A 17,553-nucleotide genomic window follows, 5' to 3' on the forward strand; every position below is an offset into this window, starting at 1 on the left:
GATGAGCGAGGTCGCCGCGATCCCGAACGGTACCGTGGCGGTTCCGCCGGTCGCACCGGGCCAGAAGCGGCTGATCCTGGTGGATGGCTCGGGCTACATCTTCCGGGCCTTCCACGCCTTGCCGCCGATGACGCGGCCGGACGGCACGCATGTGAACGCCGTCTTCGGCTTCACCCAGATGCTGTCGCAATTCCTGTCCCGCCACGCCGCGACGCATATCGCCGTGGTCTTCGACAGCGCGCGGCTGACCTTCCGCAATGATTTCTACCCCGACTACAAGGCGCACCGGCCGGAACCGCCGCCGGAGCTGATCCCGCAATTCGCCCTGATCCGCGAAGCGACGGAGGCACTCGGCGTCTGCCAGGCGGAGCAGCCGGGATTCGAGGCGGACGACCTGATCGCCGCCTATGCCCGCGCCTTCGTGGCGGAGGGCGGCGAGGTCTCCATCGTCTCCTCCGACAAGGACCTGATGCAGCTCATCGGCCCCGGCGTGCAGATGCTGGACCCGATCAAGCAGAAGCCGATCCGCGAGCCGGAAGTGTTCGAGAAGTTCGGCGTGACCCCGGACAAGGTGGTGGAGGTGCAGGCGCTGGCCGGCGACAGCACCGACAACGTGCCGGGCGTGCCGGGCATCGGCATCAAGACCGCCGCCCAGCTCATCAACGAGTACGGCGACCTGGAAACGCTGCTCGCCAATACGGCGAAGATCAAGCAGCCGAAGCGGCGGGAAGCGCTGGAGCAGAATGCGGAGAAGGCACGCATCAGCAGGCGGCTGGTGCAGCTCGATGCCGACGCCCCGCTACCCTGCCCGATCGAGAAGATGGAAACCCGCGCGCCGCATCCGCCCACGCTGGAGAAATTCCTGCGCGAGAACGGTTTTCGGAGCCTGCTGGCCCGCCTCGGCCTTGGGGATGCCAGCGCCGTCACGCGCAACGGCTACCGCCCGCCGGCGCCGGCCGCCGAAATGCCGACGGCCCCCGCCGAGGCGCCGCCCTTCACGGGGTATGAGACCGTCACCACGCTGGACCGGCTGCGCGCATGGGTGCGGGAGGCGGAGGCTGCGGGCGTCATCGGCTTCGATACGGAAACCGACAACCTCAACGCCATGAAGGCCAGCCTGGTTGGCTTCTCGCTGGCCACCGCGCCGGGCCGCGCCTGCTACGTGCCGCTGCGGCATGAGGGCAGCGGCGATCTGATGGGCAGCGGCACGCCGGAGCAGATCGACCCGGATGCGGCGATGGAGGAGCTGAAGGGGCTGCTGGAGAACCCGGCGGTCCTCAAGGTGCTGCACAACGCCAAGTACGACCTGGAAGTGCTGTGCCGCGCGGCGCATGGCGGCATCGCCGTGGCGCCGGTGGATGACACCATGCTGATGTCCTACGCGCTGCGCGCCGGCAAGCACGGGCACGGCATGGATGAGCTGGCGGGCCAGCACCTCGGCCATAGCTGCATCAGCTACGACAGCTGCACCGGCACCGGGCGCAACCGCATCCCGTTCAGCAAGGTCGCACTGGACAAGGCCACCGCCTACGCCGCGGAGGATGCCGATGTGACGCTGCGGCTGTGGCACGCGCTGCGGCCCGAACTGCGCCCGGCCCGCGCGCTGGCGCTGTATGAGCAGGTGGAGCGCCGCATGGTGCCCGTGCTGCGCGACATGGAACTCGCCGGCATCAAGATCGACGCCGCCGAATTGTCGCGAATTGGCGCCGATTTTGCGGAAAAGCTGGTCCGTTACGAACGCGAGATTCACGAACTCGCCGGCAAGCCCTTCAATGTCGGCTCGCCGAAGCAGCTTGGGGAAATCCTGTTCGATGACCAAAAGCTGCCGGGCGGCAAGCGCAGCAAGCTGACCGGCGCCTGGGGCACGGATGCCGGTGTGCTGGAGGAGCTGGCGGCGCAGGGCCACGCTTTGCCGCGCCGGGTGCTGGACTGGCGGCAGATCGCCAAGCTGAAATCCACCTATGTCGATGCGCTGGCCCAGGCGGCGGATGCGCAGGGGCGGGTGCATACCGATTTCGCCATGGCGCTGACCTCCACCGGGCGGCTGTCCTCCAGCGATCCGAACCTGCAGAACATCCCGGTGCGGACCGAGGAAGGTGCGCGCATCCGCACAGCCTTCGTGGCGGAGCCGGGGCATGTGCTGCTGGCGGCCGACTACAGCCAGATCGAGCTCCGCATCCTGGCCCATGTCGCTGATGTGCCGGCGCTGAAGGAGGCCTTCGCCACCGGCCAGGACATCCATTCCCGCACGGCGGCCGACATCTTCCACCTGGCCCCCGATGCGGTGGACAAGGAAGCGCGGCGGCGGGCGAAGACGATCAATTTCGGCATCATCTACGGCATGTCCGCCTTCGGCCTCGGCGCGCGGCTGGGCATCGGGCCGGGCGAGGCGCGGTCGATCATCGATGCCTATTTCGACCAGTACCCCGGCATCCGCGCCTGCATGGAAAAGCTGAAGGAGGATGCACGCACCAACGGCTATGTGCAGACCCCCTTCGGCCGTAAGCTGTGGATCGCGGACATCGCCAGCAAGGACCCGGTGCGCCGCGGCGGGGCGGAACGCGCCGCCATCAACGCCCCCTTCCAGGGCGGCGCGGCGGAGGTGATCAAGCGCGCCATGGTGCGCCTGCCCCTGGCGCTGCGCGAAGCCGGCCTCGGCGCGCGGATGCTGCTGCAGGTGCATGACGAGCTGGTGTTCGAGGTGCCGGAGGCGGAGGTGGAAGCGACCTCCGCCCTGGTGAAGCGCATCATGGAAGGCGTCGCCAGCCTGACCGTGCCGCTGGCGGTCGAGATCGGGCATGGCAGGTCCTGGGCCGAGGCACACTGAGCCTGGCGGGCCGGCACCGCCTGATCGCCCCGGGCAGGTTCGGAGACGGCCCCGCTTCACCATAATGTTCCGCAGGAAGACCGATGCAGTCCGTTGCCATGGATCTCCGGCCGAATCCGAGGGCCTGCGTCATTGGAACCTCGAACAGCGCCGGCGCGGGAAGCTATGCGGGCGAGCTGGCGCGCGACAGCTGGTTCCGCGGCGTGGAGAACCGCGCCCTGGGGTTCTGTACGAGCGATCTCTTTGCCTTTCGCAAGGTCAGCCTGGATTTCGCCGAATTCGACCTCTGCATCCTGGACTTCGCCCCGAATGATGGCGCGCTGCTGGCCGGCAAGCGCCTGGACACGGACCGGATCGAGCAGGCGCTGACCTCCGCGATCTCCGAGATCTCGCGGGCCGGTTGCCTGCCCGTCCTCATGATCCTGCCGATCGTCAACCTGATGCCCGAAGGCCGGGGGATACGCCGCCTCTGCACGAAGATCGCGGAACGCCATGGCATTCCCTTCTTCGACGGATTCGCCTTCCTGAACCGCCTGCTGGCGGTCGAAGCGGATGCGCCGCAACCCGGCCTGTTCAAGGACCGGATGCACTACACGCTGCCGGTCGCCAAATTCATCGGCGAATGCCTGGCTGACGCGCTGCGCCAGCTCTGGGCGGGGCCCATCGCCTTCGACGCGCCATTGACCACGGCCAGGGGGAACGACCACAGCTTCCTGCCCGCCGAGGTCCTGTTCCCGGACCATCCGATCGTTCACAGCAGAACCGCCATGGTCGAGACGAAGCTCGTGCATCTGACGGGCGATACGACGCTGCGCCTGAAGGTCCCGGCCGGCAGCGAGATCACCTCGCTGGTCGCCAATTTCCCGCGCTGCCGCGGCGTGCTGTCGATCACTGGCGAGGGCACGACGCGCCTCGGCATTTCCAGCTCGACCTTCACCGACGATCCCGCCGCGAAGATGACACTCGGGATCTACCCGCTTCCCGCCACGGTGCGGTCGATCGACGGTGAGATTGAACTGGCCCTCACGGCGGCCGGCCCGGCCGAGCATTCCGTGGGCGCTCCGGCATCCCCCCTCGACAGCGCCAGCCTGATGATCGCCGGGCTGGTCGGACGCGGGCCGCGCGGCCTGGTACCGATGCGGCGCATGCTGCCCGACGCCGTGGAACTCGGCGCGTTCATCCCGGATGAGCGGCTGGTGGCCGCGAGGGCCCGGCTCGCCCCGCCCACCGCCTTCGTCACGACCGGCAAGCTCGGCTACGACTAGGCCGCGCGCGAGGCATGGCAGTGAGCGCAACCGGGCGATGCAGCCGCCACCGGTCTGCCCCCGGCCAGGCGCGGCTGGTCGGATCGGCGGGCCCGCCTATAGTCGGTGGCAAATCCAAGAGAGTGCGCCATGCAACACCAGCCGAGCGCCGTCCCAGCGGCCGGGGTGACCTGAATGTCCGCGGTCACGCAGGATGCCGTGCCCCTCCGCTGGACCCAGCCGGAGCGGCGCACCCTCGGCGCCATCGGCGCGGCGCATGCCGTCAGCCATCTGCACATCCTGGTGCTGCCGCCGCTGTTCCCGCTGCTGCAGGCCCGCCTTGGCGTCAGCTTCATCGAGCTGGGCCTGGCGATCACGCTGTTCAGCATCGTGTCGGCGCTGACCCAGGCGCCGATGGGCTTCCTGGTGGACCGGATCGGGCCGCGGCGGGTGCTGGCGGCGGGGCTGGTGGTGGGCGGCGCGGCCTTCGGGCTGGTCGGGCTTTCGCCGAGCTATCCGATGGTGCTGGTGGCCGGCGCGCTCGCCGGGCTGGCGAACGCCGTCTACCACCCTTCGGACTACGCCATCCTCAACACCGTGATGGCCGGGCCGCGCATGGGGCGGGCCTTTTCGCTGCATACCTTTGCCGGTTTCGCCGGGGGCGCCGTGGCGCCCTTCATGATGCTCGGGCTGGCCAGCTGGCTCGGCCTGTCCGGCGCGCTGCTGGTGGCGGGCGGCATCGCCTGGCTGGTGGCCGTCTGGGTGCTGGCAACCTGCCCGCCGGACCCGGTGAAGGGCGTCGCGCCGAAGGCGGTGGCCGGGCAGCAGACGCGGGTGCTGAACTCCGCGGTGATCTCGCTCACCGGCTTCTTCGTGCTGATCTCGCTATCCGTCGGCGGCATGAACGCCTTCGCCATCGCGGCCCTGGTGGCGGCGGGCGGCATGAGCCTCGGCATGGCTTCCACCGCGCTGACGGCGCTGCTGGCGGGTTCCGCCGCCGGCGTGCTGATCGGCGGCGCGCTGGCGGATCGGGCGAAGCGGCACGGGCTGGTGGCGATGGGCGGTTTCGGGCTGGCAGGGGTGCTGACCATCGGCGTCGGGCTGCTGGCCCTGCCAGGCTGGCTGGTGGTGGTGGTCCTGGGGCTGGCGGGGATCATGACCGGTCTCTGCATGCCGTCCCGCGACATGATGGTTCGCGCCGCCGCGCCGCCCGGCCAGGCCGGCGCGGTGTTCGGCATTGTCTCCACCGGCTTCAACATCGGCGGCATGATCGCCCCGCCGATGTTCGGCTGGCTGGTGGATAGCGGGCGGCCGGAGGCGGTGTTCCTGCTCGGCGGCGCCTTCATGCTGGCGACCGCGACGATGGCCCTGGCGCAGGAGATGCGGCGCAAGGCTATTTGAGCGGGTCGTGGCCCCAGTTCATCAGGCTGTAGCGCCAGCGGGAGGTTTCGACATTCTCCGCCGGGCCGCCCTGGGCGAGGTGACGGTGCACATAGCCGGTGACCTTGCGCATATGGGCGTGGTCCTCCGCGGTCAGATCCGCCTGGCGCTTGCGGCGGATTTCCAGGATGCGGCGGCCGGATTGGTGGCCGACGGATTCCGATTCACCCTCGGCATGGAAGCCGACGGAGGCGCTGTCCTCCGTTGCCAGCCAGCGCTCCAGCTCCGCCGGCGCCATGTTCACGGCCGCCTGGAAATCGTGGCGGATGGCGGCTTCGTCATCTGAATCGATTTTCGCCATGGCGCGATCCTCCCATGCTGGGAACGGCGGCAAGGCTGGCGGGTTTCGGCGCGCCGGCTATGCGGCGGAAGGGCCGGGCGGCAGCCGCTCGAACAGGCCCATCCGCAGGCTGCGGGCGATGCGCCGGGCGCGTTCGATGAAGGCCTGCGCCGTCGCCTCCGGGAACAGGTCCCGGCAACTGCCCTCGAACAGTGCCAGCCAGGCATCGAACATGGCCGGCGTCAGCCCGGGCAGGCGCAGATGCGCGCTGTAGGGGTCGCCGTGATAGGCGCCGCTGCGCAGCATCACCGCGGACCAGAAGCGGCGCAGCTTTTCCAGATGGGCGTCCCACTCCGCGCCGATCGCGGCCTGGAACACCGGGCCGAGGGACGGGTCGCGGCGGACCCGGGCGTAGAAGTGGTCCACGAGGCTGGCGATCTGCGCATCCGTGATCTGCACGCTCACAGGAAGGGCAGCACGGCGAGCACCGCCACCAGGTTCCAGACCAGCATGTTGACCAGGGTGCGCAGCATGACGCGGCTGTCCTGGTCCTCGATGTGCAGCGCGTCGCTGGCGAGGTTGCCGGGCAGCAGGAACAGACCGATGGGGCTCATCGCAGCCTCCTAAGATGTATTGTCCATACATCTTATGCCCCGCGACGCTTGCAAAGCAATATGAAAAATGCATCTTTAAACCATGCGCCTCACCACCCTCACCGACTACGCCCTCCGCATGCTGGTCCACCTGGCGGTCGCGCCGGAGGGGCGGGCGACCATCGCGGCGGTGGCGGAAGCCTTCGGCATTTCCGAGAACCACCTGATGAAGGTGGCACATCAGCTCGGCCAGTCCGGCCATATCCTGACCCTGCGCGGCCGTGGCGGCGGGCTGGCGCTGGCCCGGCCGGCGGAGGCGATCACGGTGGGGGATGTGGTGCGGCGGATGGAGCCGGACCTGGCGCTGGTGCCCTGCATGGGCGGCGGCGCCTGCGCCATCCTGCCCGCCTGCCGCCTGAAACAGGCGCTGCATCAGGCCAGGGCGGCCTTCCTGGCGGTGCTGGATGGCACCACCCTGGCCGATATCGCGCAGCCCCAGGCGGAACTGCGCGAATTGCTCGGCCTGCCCGCCTGATACTAAATCCCATTGATGGGAACCTGCGCCCGCCGAAAGGCGGGCGAGCGGCCGAATGGCCGCCGCGCCAAGTGGCGCGTAGCCAAGCCGGCGATTGAGGCTGTGATCGGTCACGATCAACGGGATTTGGTATGACTCAGCTCATGCTGGCGGTCACGCCGCCATCGACGAACAGCAGCTGCCCCGAGACGAAGTCCGACGCCGGCGAGGCCAGGAACACCGCGGTCCCGGCGATCTCCTCCGGGTCCGCATAGCGCCCGGCCGGGCAGCGGCGCTGCACCATGGCAAGCCATTCCGGGTTGGTCAGCAGTGCCTTGTTCATCTCCGTGTCGAACCAGCCCGGCCCGATCGCATTGCACTGGATGTTCCAGGGCCCGAGTTCCACCGCCAGCGCCCGGATGAACATCTTCAAGCCCCCCTTGGCCGAGGCATAGGGCGTGATGGTGGCGCGGCCGAGGTCGCTGGCCAGGCTGCCGGTGGCGATCACCTTGCCACGGCGGCGTTCCTTCATCCCCGGCACGATCAGGCGGGACAGCCGCCACAGCGCCGTCAGATGCGTGTCGATCACGCTGTGCCAGCCTTCCTCCGTCGTCTCCTCGATCGGCGCGCGGTGCTGGTTGCCGGCGTTGTGCAGCAGGATGTCGATCGGCCCGAGGCCAGCCACCGCCGCCTCCACCGCGCGCCCATCCGTCACGTCGAAGGCGCTGATCCGGCAGGCGAGGCCCTCGGCCCGAAGCGACTCGGCCTGCGCCTCCAGCGTCGCGGCATTGCGGCCGTTCAGGATCACCTCCGCCCCCGCCTGGGCCAGCCCGCGCGACATGGCGGCGCCGAGGCCGCGGGACGCGCCCGTGACCAGCGCGACCCGTCCGGTCAGGTCGAAGCGTTGCATATGAACCTGGTGCATGACTTTCGTTTCCCCCTTGCGCGCCGCAGTCTGGCGGCTGACACCGCGACGGTCCAGGAGCCCCCCCGAGAGCCACGAGGATGTTCGCCCGCATGATCCCGCATGACTACGAAGCCGGCTTCGCCAAGGCGCGGCTGCGTGACCCGGAGATGGCGGAGACCTATCTGCGGCACACCAGGCTGGGCGATCCGCTGGCCGATGCGGCGCTGGCCGCGATGGCGGAAAGCGGGCGGCGGGACTGGATCAGCCTCGGCATCGAGCAGGGGCCGGCCGCGCTGGCCGAGGCACCGGAGGCGGTGCGCGCCTTCTTCAACGAAGCCGAGCGTGTGCCGGACTGGTTCGACCCGGCCGCCACGCTGGCCGGCTGCCGCGCCTTCCACGGCAATTCGGAGATGCTGCTGGGCGCCTTCGTCGGGGCCGTGCTGATCGAGGGTTTCTCGACCCTCATCAGCAAATCCTTCGCCATCACCGGGCGGGTGACGGACCAGGGCGTGCGCAGGCTGAAGCAGAACAACCGGCATCTGGTGGAGATCTTCATGCCGGGCGGCCTCGACCGGCAGGGCGACGGCTGGAAACTCTCGGTCCGCATCCGGCTGATGCACGCCCGGGTCCGCCAGCTTCTATCCGCCTCCGAGGAATGGGACGAGGCCGCCTGGGGCACGCCGCTGCACGCCGCGCATATCGGCCTGGGCACCGCCACCTTCTCCGGACTTCTGCTGCACCGCGCCCGCCAGCTCGGCGTGCGGTTCACGGCGGAGGAGGCAGAAAGCTTCATGCTGGTCTGGCGCTATGCCGGGCACCTGATGGGCGTGCCGCCGGCGCTGCAGGCGGCGACGGAGGCGGAGGCGATGCGCCTGGCCAGCATCGCCCGGATCTGCGAGCCGCCGCCGGAGATGGAGGCGATCCTGATGGCCAACAGCCTGATCAACTCCGCACCCCTGGTCGCCGGGAAGTCCGAGCCGGCCGAACGGCGCGCGCTGGCGCGCTACATCTACCGTGTCTCGCGCGCGCTGATCGGGGATGAGCTGGCGGACCAGCTTCACTATCCAAAGACATCCCGCTTCGGCGTGCTGCCGCTGCTGCGGCTGCGCAACCGCGCCGACCAGCTGATGCGCCGGCTGCCATGGATGGACCAGTACCGCCGCGCCGGGCAGTTCACCCTGATGCTCGACGTGTCCTTCGCCGAGCAGGGGCAGATCAACTACCGCCTGCCCGGCGCGCTGCATGCCGAGAAGGATGGACCAATCGGATGACGCGGCGCGCCGGACGGCGCGCCGCGCCCTTCAGCCTCAGGCGGCCGCGCGGATCGCGGCGGCCTTCACGTCGTCGCTGACGGCACCGGCAAAGGTCTCGAAGTTCTTCTCGAACAGCGAGACCAGCTGCTTCGCCTGCTGGTCATACGCCGCCTTGTCGGCCCAGCTCTCGCGCGGGTTCAGCACGTTGGACGGAATGCCCGGCACCGCCTTGGGGATCGACAGGCCGAAGAACGGGTCGGTCTCGAACTCCACCTTCGCAAGCGAACCGTCCAGCGCCGCGCGCAGCAGGGCGCGGGTGTGCTGGATCGACATGCGCTTGCCGGTGCCATAGGCGCCGCCGGTCCAGCCGGTGTTCACCAGCCACACCTCGGCGCCGTCCTTGGCGATCCGCTCGGCCAGCATCTTGCCGTAGACTTCCGGGTGGCGCGGCAGGAAGGGGGCGCCGAAGCAGGTGGAGAAGGTGGCCTGCGGCTCCTTGCCCAGGCCCTTTTCCGTGCCGGCGACGCGCGCCGTGTAGCCGGACAGGAAGTGGTACATGGCCTGCGCCGCCGTCAGCTTGGCGATCGGCGGCAGCACGCCGAAGGCATCCGCCGTCAGCATCACCACGGTGCGCGGCTTCCCCGCGACGCCGCCCGGGACCGTGTTCGGGATGAATTCGATCGGGTAGCAGGACCGGGTGTTCTCGGTCAGGCCGTTGTCGTCCAGGTCCAGGCTGCCGTAGTCGTCGCCGACCACGTTCTCGAGCACCGCGCCGAAGCGATGGCTGGCGTCCCAGATCTGCGGCTCGGCCTCGCGCGACAGCTTGATGACCTTGGCGTAGCAGCCGCCCTCGAAGTTGAAGACGCCCGAATCGGACCAGCCATGCTCGTCATCGCCGATCAGCTGGCGCTCCGGGTCGGAGGAGAGCGTGGTCTTGCCGGTGCCGGACAGGCCGAAGAACAGCGCCGTGTCGCCGCCCTTGCCGAGGTTGGCGGAGCAATGCATCGGCAGCACGCCGCGATCCGGCAGGATCCAGTTCATCACGGTGAAGATCGACTTCTTGATCTCGCCCGCATAGCTGGTGCCGGCGATGCAGATGGTGCGCGCGGCGAAGGACAGCGCGATCAGCGTGCTGGTGCGGCAGCCATCCACGCCCGGGTCGGCCTCGTATTCCGGGGCGTGCAGGATGGTGTAGTCCGGCTTGAAGCTTGCCAGTTCCTCGCGCGCCGGGCGAATGAACATGTTGCGCGCGAACAGCGCGTGCCAGGCATTCGTCGTCACCAGCCGCACCTTGATGCGGTGCGCCGGGTCGGCGCCGGCATAGAGGTCCTGGGTGAACAGCTCCGGCTTCTCGCCCAGCCAGGTGCGGACCTTGGCGGTGAAGGCCTTGAAATTCTCGACCGGCAGCGGGCGGTTCACCTTGCCCCACCAGACGGCGTCATGCACTTCCGGGTCATCCACGACGAACTTGTCCTGGACGGAGCGGCCGGTGTGCTGGCCGGTGACGGCCATGAAAGCGCCATCCGCCGAGAGCCGCCCCTCGCCCCGCCGCAGCGCATGGGCATAGAGACCCGGCGCCGTCAGGTTGGCATGGATGGTCGCCGGGCCGGAAACGCCGGTCCCGGTCAGGGCGGATACGTCGGATGTCATCGCTAGCCTCCAAAAGAGTGCGTCAGGACAGCGAACGCGCCAGCCGCACCATGCGTCCCATGATGGGCGCCCGTGGCGGCCAAATTAGGGCGGGTAAGCTGCCATAATCAACGCGAACCGGCTGGTTACTTTGTTCAACCTTCGCTGTTTAGCCGATTCATCTCCCGTGCCCGCCGCGTCGCGGCCACAAGCTCCACGCGAACTCCGCCGGCATCCGCAACCGGCGCGGGCCAATCGAGACGGGCCACAACCTCCCCCGCCACCAGGTCGCAGCCGTCCGGGTCCACGCCTGTCATCCGCCATTCGCCCGGCTGCTGGCCGAGCAGCCCGGTGGCGATGGCGGCCAGCGCATCTGCATGGTCCTCGTTCACATGGCCGATGATGCCGGCCTCCGCCGCCGCCAGGGCCGCGACGGCGGCGGCATCGGGCAGCAGATCGGCCTGGCGCAGCCGGGTGGCGCGGGCGAAGCCGGCCACCAGCAGGGCCGCGGCGGGGCGGATGCGCCACAGGCGGAAATCGCCGAAATCGGCGTAGAAGGCCGCATAGGGGTGGCGCGCCAGCCAGCGCGGCTTGAGTTCCGCCGGCGCCGGCTCCGCCAGGCCCGTGATGGTCACGCGCGGCGCGGTCTGCGGGTTGGCATTCTCCGGCACCCCCTGGGCCAGCAGCGAACAGCGTGGCTCCGCCTTCAGGTGGCGGGTATGCTCGGACAGGTCGGACAGCAGCAGCAGCACGGTCAGGTCGGGCAGCACCGCGGGTGTCACCAGGCTGGCGAAGGGCTGGCCCTCGGCGGCGGTCGCCAGCGTGGCGGAGGAAGCCCCGCGCAGCAGGCGCCGGGCGATGAATCCGTGGTCATCCTCGGTCATTTCGTCGTCAGCCCTTTGCGTGACCCGGCTTTGCCACAATCTGCGGTTACAGAGAATCGCAGCGGCGCGTCCGCGCCCACCGTATCGGCGCCCTTGCGCCATGAGGAGCACCCCCGTGCCGCACACCATTGCCCTGGTGGATGACGACCGCAACATCCTGACCAGCGTCTCCATGACCCTGGAGCAGGAGGGTTTCACCGTCCGCACCTTCACCGATGGGGAAAGCGCGTTGCAGGGGCTGATGGCCCGGCCGGCGGACCTCGCGGTGCTCGACATCAAGATGCCGCGCATGGATGGGATGGAGCTGCTGCAGCGGCTGCGCCAGCGCAGCGCCATGCCGGTGATCTTCCTGACCAGCAAGGATGACGAGCTGGATGAGCTGATGGGCCTGCGCCTCGGCGCCGATGACTACATCACCAAGCCCTTCAGCCAGCGCCTGCTGCTGGAGCGCATCCGCGCCCTGCTGCGCCGGAACGAGGCCGGCCGCGCCGAGGGCAGCGGCACCCCCGCCGGCGGCATCATCGCCCGCGGCGACCTGGTGCTGGACGAGACCAAGCACACCTGCATGTGGAAGGGAAAGCAGGTGCAGCTGACGGTCACGGAATTCCTGCTGGTGAAGGCGCTGGCCGTCCGCCCGGGCATGGTGAAGAACCGCGACCAGCTGATCGACGGCGCCTATGGCGAGAACATCTATGTCGATGACCGGACCATCGACAGCCATGTGAAGCGCGTGCGGAAGAAGTTCCGGCAGGTGGATGACGAGTTTGCGCAGATCGAGACGCTGTACGGGCTGGGCTACCGCTACAAGGAAGCCTGACTCACAGGTAGCGCCGCAGCGCCGGCAGCGCCTGTTCGGCGCAGGCGCGACCTTCCAGGATCGCCTCCCGCCCCCGATGGAAATCCATCAGCGCCAGGTTGCGTAGCCGGGGCAGCATCAGCACATGCGGCGGCTCCGCGGCTAGCCGGGTGCGGGTGATCTGGTCCTGCATGATGTTGATCGAATTCGCCAGCACGTCGAAATAGCCGGGGCTGGCGGGGCCGTTCCGCCCGGCTGCGGGTGGGAACAGCCGGGCGCCCAGCGCCGCCGCCTGCACCCGCAGCGCCGCCGGAAGCTGGCCGAGGGCGCGGGCCAACCCCTCCCCGCTCGGGGCTGGCGTGGCGGGGGGCGCAGGCGGGGTGGCCTCGAAGCGCCGTCCCACCAGATCGCCGTTCAAATTGACGGCGATGATCACATCCGCCCCCAGTGCCCGGCAGACCGAGACCGGCACAGGATTGCACAGCCCGCCATCCACCAGCCATTTGCCGTCCCGCAGCGCCGGGCTGAACAGGCCCGGCAGGGCGGCCGAGGCGCGCACCGCCGCATGCATCGGCCCGCTCTGCAGCCAGACCTCCCGCCCGGTGGCAAGCTCCGTCGCCACGGCAGCGTAGCGGACGGGCTGGCTCTCGATCGGGCCGGCAAGGCCGAGCCCGTTCAGGAAGGCCAGCAGCTCCTTCCCATCGATCAGCCCGCCGCCGGTCAGCCGCACATCCAGCAGGCCGACGATCTCCCGCCAGGTCGCCGCTTCCACCCATTCGCGCAATTGCGGCAGGCGGCCGGCGACATGCGCGGCGCCGACCAGCGCGCCGATCGAGGTGCCGCAGACGATGTCGGGCACGATCCCCGCTTCCGCCAGCGCATCCAGCACCCCGATATGCGCCCAGCCCCGGGCCGAGCCGCTGCCGAGGGCAATGCCGAGGCGGGGCCGTGTCATGTCACGCTGTGGCGCCGCCATCGACGGTGAAGCGGGCTCCGGTGACGTAGCTGGCCTCGGGGCTGGCGAGCCAGGCGACCATCGCCGCCAGCTCCTCCGGCCTGCCATAGCGGCCGAGCGCGATGCCGGCGCGCTGCGCTTCCGCCTGCGGGCCGCCGGCGGGGTTCAGCTCGGTATCGGTGGAGCCGGGATCGACCAGGTTCACGGTGATGCCGCGCGCCCCGAGATCCCGCGCCAGCCCCTGCGTGAAGCCGACCAGCGCCGCCTTGCTCATGGCATAGAGCGTCAGCCCCGGCGTGCCGACCTGGTGCGCGATGGTGGAGCCGATGCTGATGATCCGCCCGCCTTCGGTCATGTGGTGCAGCGCCTGCTGCGCGCCGATGAAGGCGGCCTTGACGTTCACCGCCAGCACCCGCTCCAGCTCGGCCTCCGTCACCGCCTCGGGCGGCCCATAGGGGAACAGGCCGGCGCTGTTCACCAGCACGCGCAGACCGCCCCATTCGCCCGCCGCGCGGTCCACCGCCGCACGGATCGCGGCGGGGTCGGCGCTGTCGGCCTGGATCGCCAGGCCGCGGCGGCCCTGGGCGGCGAGTGCCGCCACCACGCGCTCCGCCGCCGCCGCGTTGGACTGGTAGGTGATCGCGACGTCATGCCCCGACGCGCCGAGGCGCAGCGCGATGGCCGCGCCGATTCCGCGGCTGCCGCCGGTCACCAGGGCCGTGCCCGTCATCATCCGAATCCCTTGTCGTGCTGGCGGCAGGCTAGCGCGGCGTCAGGGCACGCCGAAATACCCGGCGAACCGCTCCCGCAGCTTCGTCTTCAGGATCTTGCCGGTGGCGGTGTGCGGGATTTCCTCCACCACCACGACATCATCCGGCAGCCACCACTTCGCGACATGCGGGGCGAGGTGCGCCACCATCGCCTCCCGCGTCACCTCCCGCCCCGGCTTGGGCACGACGACCAGCAGCGGACGTTCGTCCCATTTCGGGTGGCGGGCGGCGACGACCGCGGCCTCCGCCACATCGGGGTGGCCCATCGCCAGGTTCTCCAGCGCGATGGAGGAGATCCACTCGCCGCCGGACTTGATCACGTCCTTGGTGCGGTCGGTGATGTGCATGTAGCCGGCGGGGTCGATGGTCGCGACATCGCCCGTCTCGAACCAGCCGTCTTCCGTCAGTGCGTCGCCGGTCCGAAAGTAGCCGCGCGTCACGGTCGGGCCGCGCACCTGCAGGTTGCCGAAGGTCACCCCGTCCCAAGGCTTCTCCACGCCGTCATCGCCGACGATCCGCATATCCACGGTGAAGGGCGGAAAACCCTGGGTCTCCTGCAAATCCAGCACGCCCTCCGCATCCCGCCCGGCCACTTCCGGCTTCACGCCGCAGATGGTGCCGATCGGGCTGGTCTCGGTCATGCCCCAGGCGTGCACCACATGGATGCCGCGCTGCTCGAAGGCGGCGGTCAGCGCGCGCGGGCAGGCGGAACCGCCGATCACCACCCGCTTCAGCGTGGTCAGCGCCGCCCCCGTCGCCTCCATGTGCTGCAGCAGGCCGAGCCAGACGGTGGGCACCGCGGCGGTGAAGGTGACGCCCTCCGCCTGCATCAGGCCGTGCAGCGAGGGCCCGTCCAGCTTCGGCCCTGGCAGCACCAGCCCGGCGCCGGTCAGCGGTGCGACGAAGGGCAGGCACCAGCCATTGGCATGGAACATCGGCACCACCGGCATCACCCGGTCCATCGCCGACAGCCCCATCATGTCCGGCGCCGCGACGGCCAGGGCGTGCAGCACGTTGGAGCGGTGCGAATACAGCACGCCCTTGGGTTCGCCCGTGGTGCCGGAGGTGTAGCAGAGGCCGGCGGCGGCATTCTCCTCGCCCTCCAGCCAGCTGAAGTCGCCATCCGCCTCCGCCAGCCAGGATTCGTAATCCACCGCGCCGGGCAGGCTGGTTTCCGGCATATGCGCCGCATCGGTCAGCACGACGTAGCGCGTGATCTGCGGCAGCTTGGCCGCGATCCCCTCCGCCAGGGCGATGAAGGAAAGGTCCAAAAGCATCAGCCGGCTTTCGGCGTGGTTCAGGATCCAGGCGATCTGGTCCGGGAACAGGCGGGGATTCAGCGTGTGATAGACCGCACCGGCGCCGGTGATGCCGTACCAGGCCTCGATGTGGCGCCAGGTGTTCCAGGCCAGCGTGGCCACCCGGTCACCGGGTCGCACCCCCTCCCGCACCAGCCGCTGCGCCAGGGCCAGCGACCGGCGGCGCAGCGTGGCATAGTCGGTGCGGTGGATCGGCCCCTCCACGCTGCGGCTGGCAACGGTCCGGCCGCCATGATGGCGGGCGGCGTGGTCGATCAGCCGGTGGATCCGAAGCGGCCAGTCCTGCATCAGCCCGAGCATCGTGGCGTGTTCCCCCTGGTTTCTTGCCCGCAAGTCTTGGCCCTTCGCGGCCGCCACGCAACCGCCATGGCCTTGAGGCAGGATGCCGCGTTACCTTCCCGCAAGCAGCCACAGGAAACCGCAGACCCATGCCCGATGCGGGCGGCGCCCCCCCTCCCCCCGTCACGGAAAAGCGGCGCCGGCGCTGGCTGTCGCCACTGCTGCGCCGCATCCTACTGATGAACGCGCTGCCGCCGGCCCTGCTGGCGGCCACCCTGCTGTACCTGGACCAGTACCAGAACGGCCTGCTGGCGGCGGAGGTCGAGTCGCTGCGCACCCAGGCGCGCATCTATGCCGCCGCGATCGGCGAGGCCGCGGCCCGCCCGCGCGACGACCGCACCATCCTGGTGCCGGAAGCCGCCCGCCCGCTGCTGCGCCGCCTGGTGGAGCCATCGCCGAACACCCAGGCCAGGCTGTTCGACAATACCGGCCTGCTGGTGGCCGACAGCCGCGTGCGCGAAGGCCCCGGCGGCGCCATCGTCACGGAACCGCTTCCCCCGCCGGAGCCGCGCGGCGCCTTCGCCGGCACCATCGCCGGCATCTACGAGCGGATTCTGGCCGTGCTGCCGCGTGGCGCGCAGGACGATGTGCTGGTGGATGTGAACCCCAACGCACCCTCCTTTGACTGGCAGCCAGAATTCGGCGGCACCACCGGCACCGACCGCAGCGGCACCGATCGGCGGGAGGAGCTGCGCCTGGCGCTGGAGGGCGGCGTCCGCCCCTATATCCGCCGCACGGCGGAGGGCCGCCTGCTGGTTTCGGTCGCCGAGCCGGCCCGCCGCGGCGCCGCCACCGTCGGCATCGTGCTGCTGACGCGGGAGGCGCGGGAGGTGGATGCCCGGCTCCTCGACATCCGCGTTTCCGTCCTGGCGCTGTTCCTGCTGGCGCTGGTGCTGACGGTGCTGCTTTCGATGTACCTGTCCCGCACCCTGGCGACGCCGATCCTGCAGCTCGCCAAGGCCGCCGCCGCGATGCGAGAGGGCGAGGGCCGTGGCGGCAGCGTCCCCGCGCCCCTGCTGCGGCGGGAGGATGAGATCGGCGTGCTGGCGCGCGACCTGCAGACCGCGGCCCGCGCGCTATGGGCGCGGATCGACGCCAATGAACGCTTCGCGGCCGATGTGGCGCATGAGCTGCGCAACCCGCTGACCAGCGTGCGCAGCGCCATCGAGACGCTGCGCCGCATCGAGGACCCGGTGAAGCAGCGCCGGCTGCTCGCCATCATCTCCGACGACGCGGTGCGGATGGACCGGCTGATCAACGACATCGCCGATAGTTCGCGGGTGGATGCCGAGCTGTCGCGCACCATCGCGACGCCGGTCGATGTCGCCCCCATCCTCGGCGCGCTGGGTGAATTGCACGCCGCGACGCGGGCTGAGGAGGACCCGACGCTGGAGATCGAGGCGCCGGCCGAAGGGCTGGTTGTGCGGGGGGTGGAGGGGCGGCTGGTGCAGGTGTTCCGCAACCTGATCGGCAACGCCATCTCCTTCAGCCCGAAGGACGGCCATGTTGTGGTGCGGGCCCGCAATGTGGGGCAGATGGTGGAATTCATCGTCGAGGACCAGGGGCCTGGCATTCCGGACGCCAAGCTGGAATCGATCTTCGACCGGTTCTACAGCGAGCGCCCGACCGGCGAGGTGTTCGGCCAGCATTCCGGCCTCGGCCTGTCGATCTCGAAGCAGATCGTGGAAGGGCTGCGCGGCCGCATCGCGGCGGAGAACCGGCGGGATGCGAATGGCGCCATCCTCGGCGCCCGCTTCATCGTGCGGCTGCCGGCGAAGTAGTCCACGCCCTATGCGGTCCATA

The 17,553-nt window shown here is 69.9% G+C and carries 16 protein-coding genes; 7 read left to right on the forward strand and 9 right to left on the reverse strand.

The window, feature by feature from the left end; translation table 11 throughout:
* Position 1: 1 nt before the first annotated feature.
* The 3 genes from polA (at position 2) to HB662_RS09820 (ending at position 5,472) form a co-directional block, all read left to right on the forward strand.
* The gene (gene polA / locus HB662_RS09810) at positions 2-2,827 is read left to right on the forward strand and encodes a DNA polymerase I (protein ID WP_168049566.1); all 2,826 of its coding nucleotides are present in this window, start codon (positions 2-4) and stop codon (positions 2,825-2,827) included.
* 203 nt (positions 2,828-3,030) lie between these two features.
* On the forward strand, positions 3,031-4,092 hold the full coding sequence (locus HB662_RS09815; RefSeq protein ID WP_168049567.1) for a hypothetical protein: 1,062 nt from the start codon (positions 3,031-3,033) through the stop codon (positions 4,090-4,092).
* Positions 4,093-4,266: 174 nt separating this feature from the next.
* Positions 4,267-5,472, forward strand: a complete 1,206-nt coding sequence (locus tag HB662_RS09820) for an MFS transporter (RefSeq protein WP_168049568.1) — start codon at positions 4,267-4,269, stop codon at positions 5,470-5,472.
* Here the strand turns inward: HB662_RS09820 and HB662_RS09825 are convergent.
* Genes HB662_RS09825 through HB662_RS09835 form a run of 3 tightly spaced genes read right to left on the reverse strand, consistent with a single transcriptional unit; the run spans position 5,465 to position 6,405 of the window.
* Positions 5,465-5,812, reverse strand: coding sequence for a DUF3140 domain-containing protein (locus tag HB662_RS09825; RefSeq protein WP_168049569.1), 348 nt, complete (start codon positions 5,810-5,812; stop codon positions 5,465-5,467). The two genes, HB662_RS09820 and HB662_RS09825, sit on opposite strands and share 8 nt — an antisense overlap.
* A gap of 57 nt (positions 5,813-5,869) precedes the next feature.
* Complete coding sequence (locus HB662_RS09830; protein ID WP_209443212.1) at positions 5,870-6,256, reverse strand: group III truncated hemoglobin; 387 nt, start codon at positions 6,254-6,256, stop codon at positions 5,870-5,872.
* A complete protein-coding gene (locus tag HB662_RS09835) occupies positions 6,253-6,405 on the reverse strand; it encodes a hypothetical protein (protein ID WP_168049419.1) in 153 nt (50 codons plus the stop codon). The genes HB662_RS09830 and HB662_RS09835 overlap by 4 nt, the downstream gene beginning before the upstream one ends.
* An 82-nt stretch (positions 6,406-6,487) precedes the next feature.
* On the opposite strand from HB662_RS09835, the gene HB662_RS09840 reads away from it, so the two are divergent.
* Positions 6,488-6,919: an Rrf2 family transcriptional regulator gene (locus tag HB662_RS09840; RefSeq protein WP_168049570.1), complete on the forward strand. Its 432-nt coding sequence runs from the start codon at positions 6,488-6,490 to the stop codon at positions 6,917-6,919.
* 136 nt (positions 6,920-7,055) lie between these two features.
* Here the strand turns inward: HB662_RS09840 and HB662_RS09845 are convergent, their stop codons facing one another.
* On the reverse strand, positions 7,056-7,823 hold the full coding sequence (locus HB662_RS09845; RefSeq protein ID WP_245185554.1) for an SDR family oxidoreductase: 768 nt from the start codon (positions 7,821-7,823) through the stop codon (positions 7,056-7,058).
* A 92-nt stretch (positions 7,824-7,915) separates the two neighbouring features.
* Here HB662_RS09845 and HB662_RS09850 point away from each other — a divergent pair, with 92 nt between their 5' ends.
* Entirely contained in the window at positions 7,916-9,076 is a 1,161-nt protein-coding gene (locus HB662_RS09850; protein WP_168049571.1) for an oxygenase MpaB family protein, read from the forward strand.
* A 36-nt stretch (positions 9,077-9,112) separates the two neighbouring features.
* On the opposite strand, the gene HB662_RS09855 is transcribed toward HB662_RS09850, so the two are convergent.
* On the reverse strand, positions 9,113-10,708 hold the full coding sequence (locus HB662_RS09855; RefSeq protein ID WP_168049572.1) for a phosphoenolpyruvate carboxykinase: 1,596 nt from the start codon (positions 10,706-10,708) through the stop codon (positions 9,113-9,115).
* Between the two features lie 134 nt (positions 10,709-10,842).
* Entirely contained in the window at positions 10,843-11,571 is a 729-nt protein-coding gene (locus HB662_RS09860; protein ID WP_168049573.1) for a HugZ family pyridoxamine 5'-phosphate oxidase, read from the reverse strand.
* A 100-nt stretch (positions 11,572-11,671) separates the two neighbouring features.
* Here HB662_RS09860 and HB662_RS09865 point away from each other — a divergent pair, with 100 nt between their 5' ends.
* Complete coding sequence (locus HB662_RS09865; RefSeq protein WP_168049574.1) at positions 11,672-12,388, forward strand: response regulator transcription factor; 717 nt, start codon at positions 11,672-11,674, stop codon at positions 12,386-12,388.
* A 1-nt stretch (position 12,389) separates the two neighbouring features.
* Here the strand turns inward: HB662_RS09865 and HB662_RS09870 are convergent, their stop codons facing one another.
* From HB662_RS09870 to HB662_RS09880, 3 genes are read right to left on the reverse strand one after another with little or no spacing between them, the layout of a single operon-like run.
* Entirely contained in the window at positions 12,390-13,322 is a 933-nt protein-coding gene (locus HB662_RS09870; RefSeq protein ID WP_245185555.1) for a patatin-like phospholipase family protein, read from the reverse strand.
* A 1-nt stretch (position 13,323) separates the two neighbouring features.
* A complete protein-coding gene (locus HB662_RS09875; protein WP_245185556.1) occupies positions 13,324-14,052 on the reverse strand; it encodes an SDR family oxidoreductase in 729 nt (242 codons plus the stop codon).
* Between the two features lie 42 nt (positions 14,053-14,094).
* Complete coding sequence (locus HB662_RS09880; RefSeq protein ID WP_168049576.1) at positions 14,095-15,711, reverse strand: long-chain-fatty-acid--CoA ligase; 1,617 nt, start codon at positions 15,709-15,711, stop codon at positions 14,095-14,097.
* A 128-nt stretch (positions 15,712-15,839) separates the two neighbouring features.
* On the opposite strand from HB662_RS09880, the gene HB662_RS09885 reads away from it, so the two are divergent.
* A complete protein-coding gene (locus HB662_RS09885) occupies positions 15,840-17,531 on the forward strand; it encodes a stimulus-sensing domain-containing protein (RefSeq protein WP_168049577.1) in 1,692 nt (563 codons plus the stop codon).
* Positions 17,532-17,553 lie beyond the last annotated feature (22 nt).

It is taken from the genome of Falsiroseomonas frigidaquae (assembly GCF_012163145.1).
Classification (GTDB): domain Bacteria; phylum Pseudomonadota; class Alphaproteobacteria; order Acetobacterales; family Acetobacteraceae; genus Falsiroseomonas; species Falsiroseomonas frigidaquae.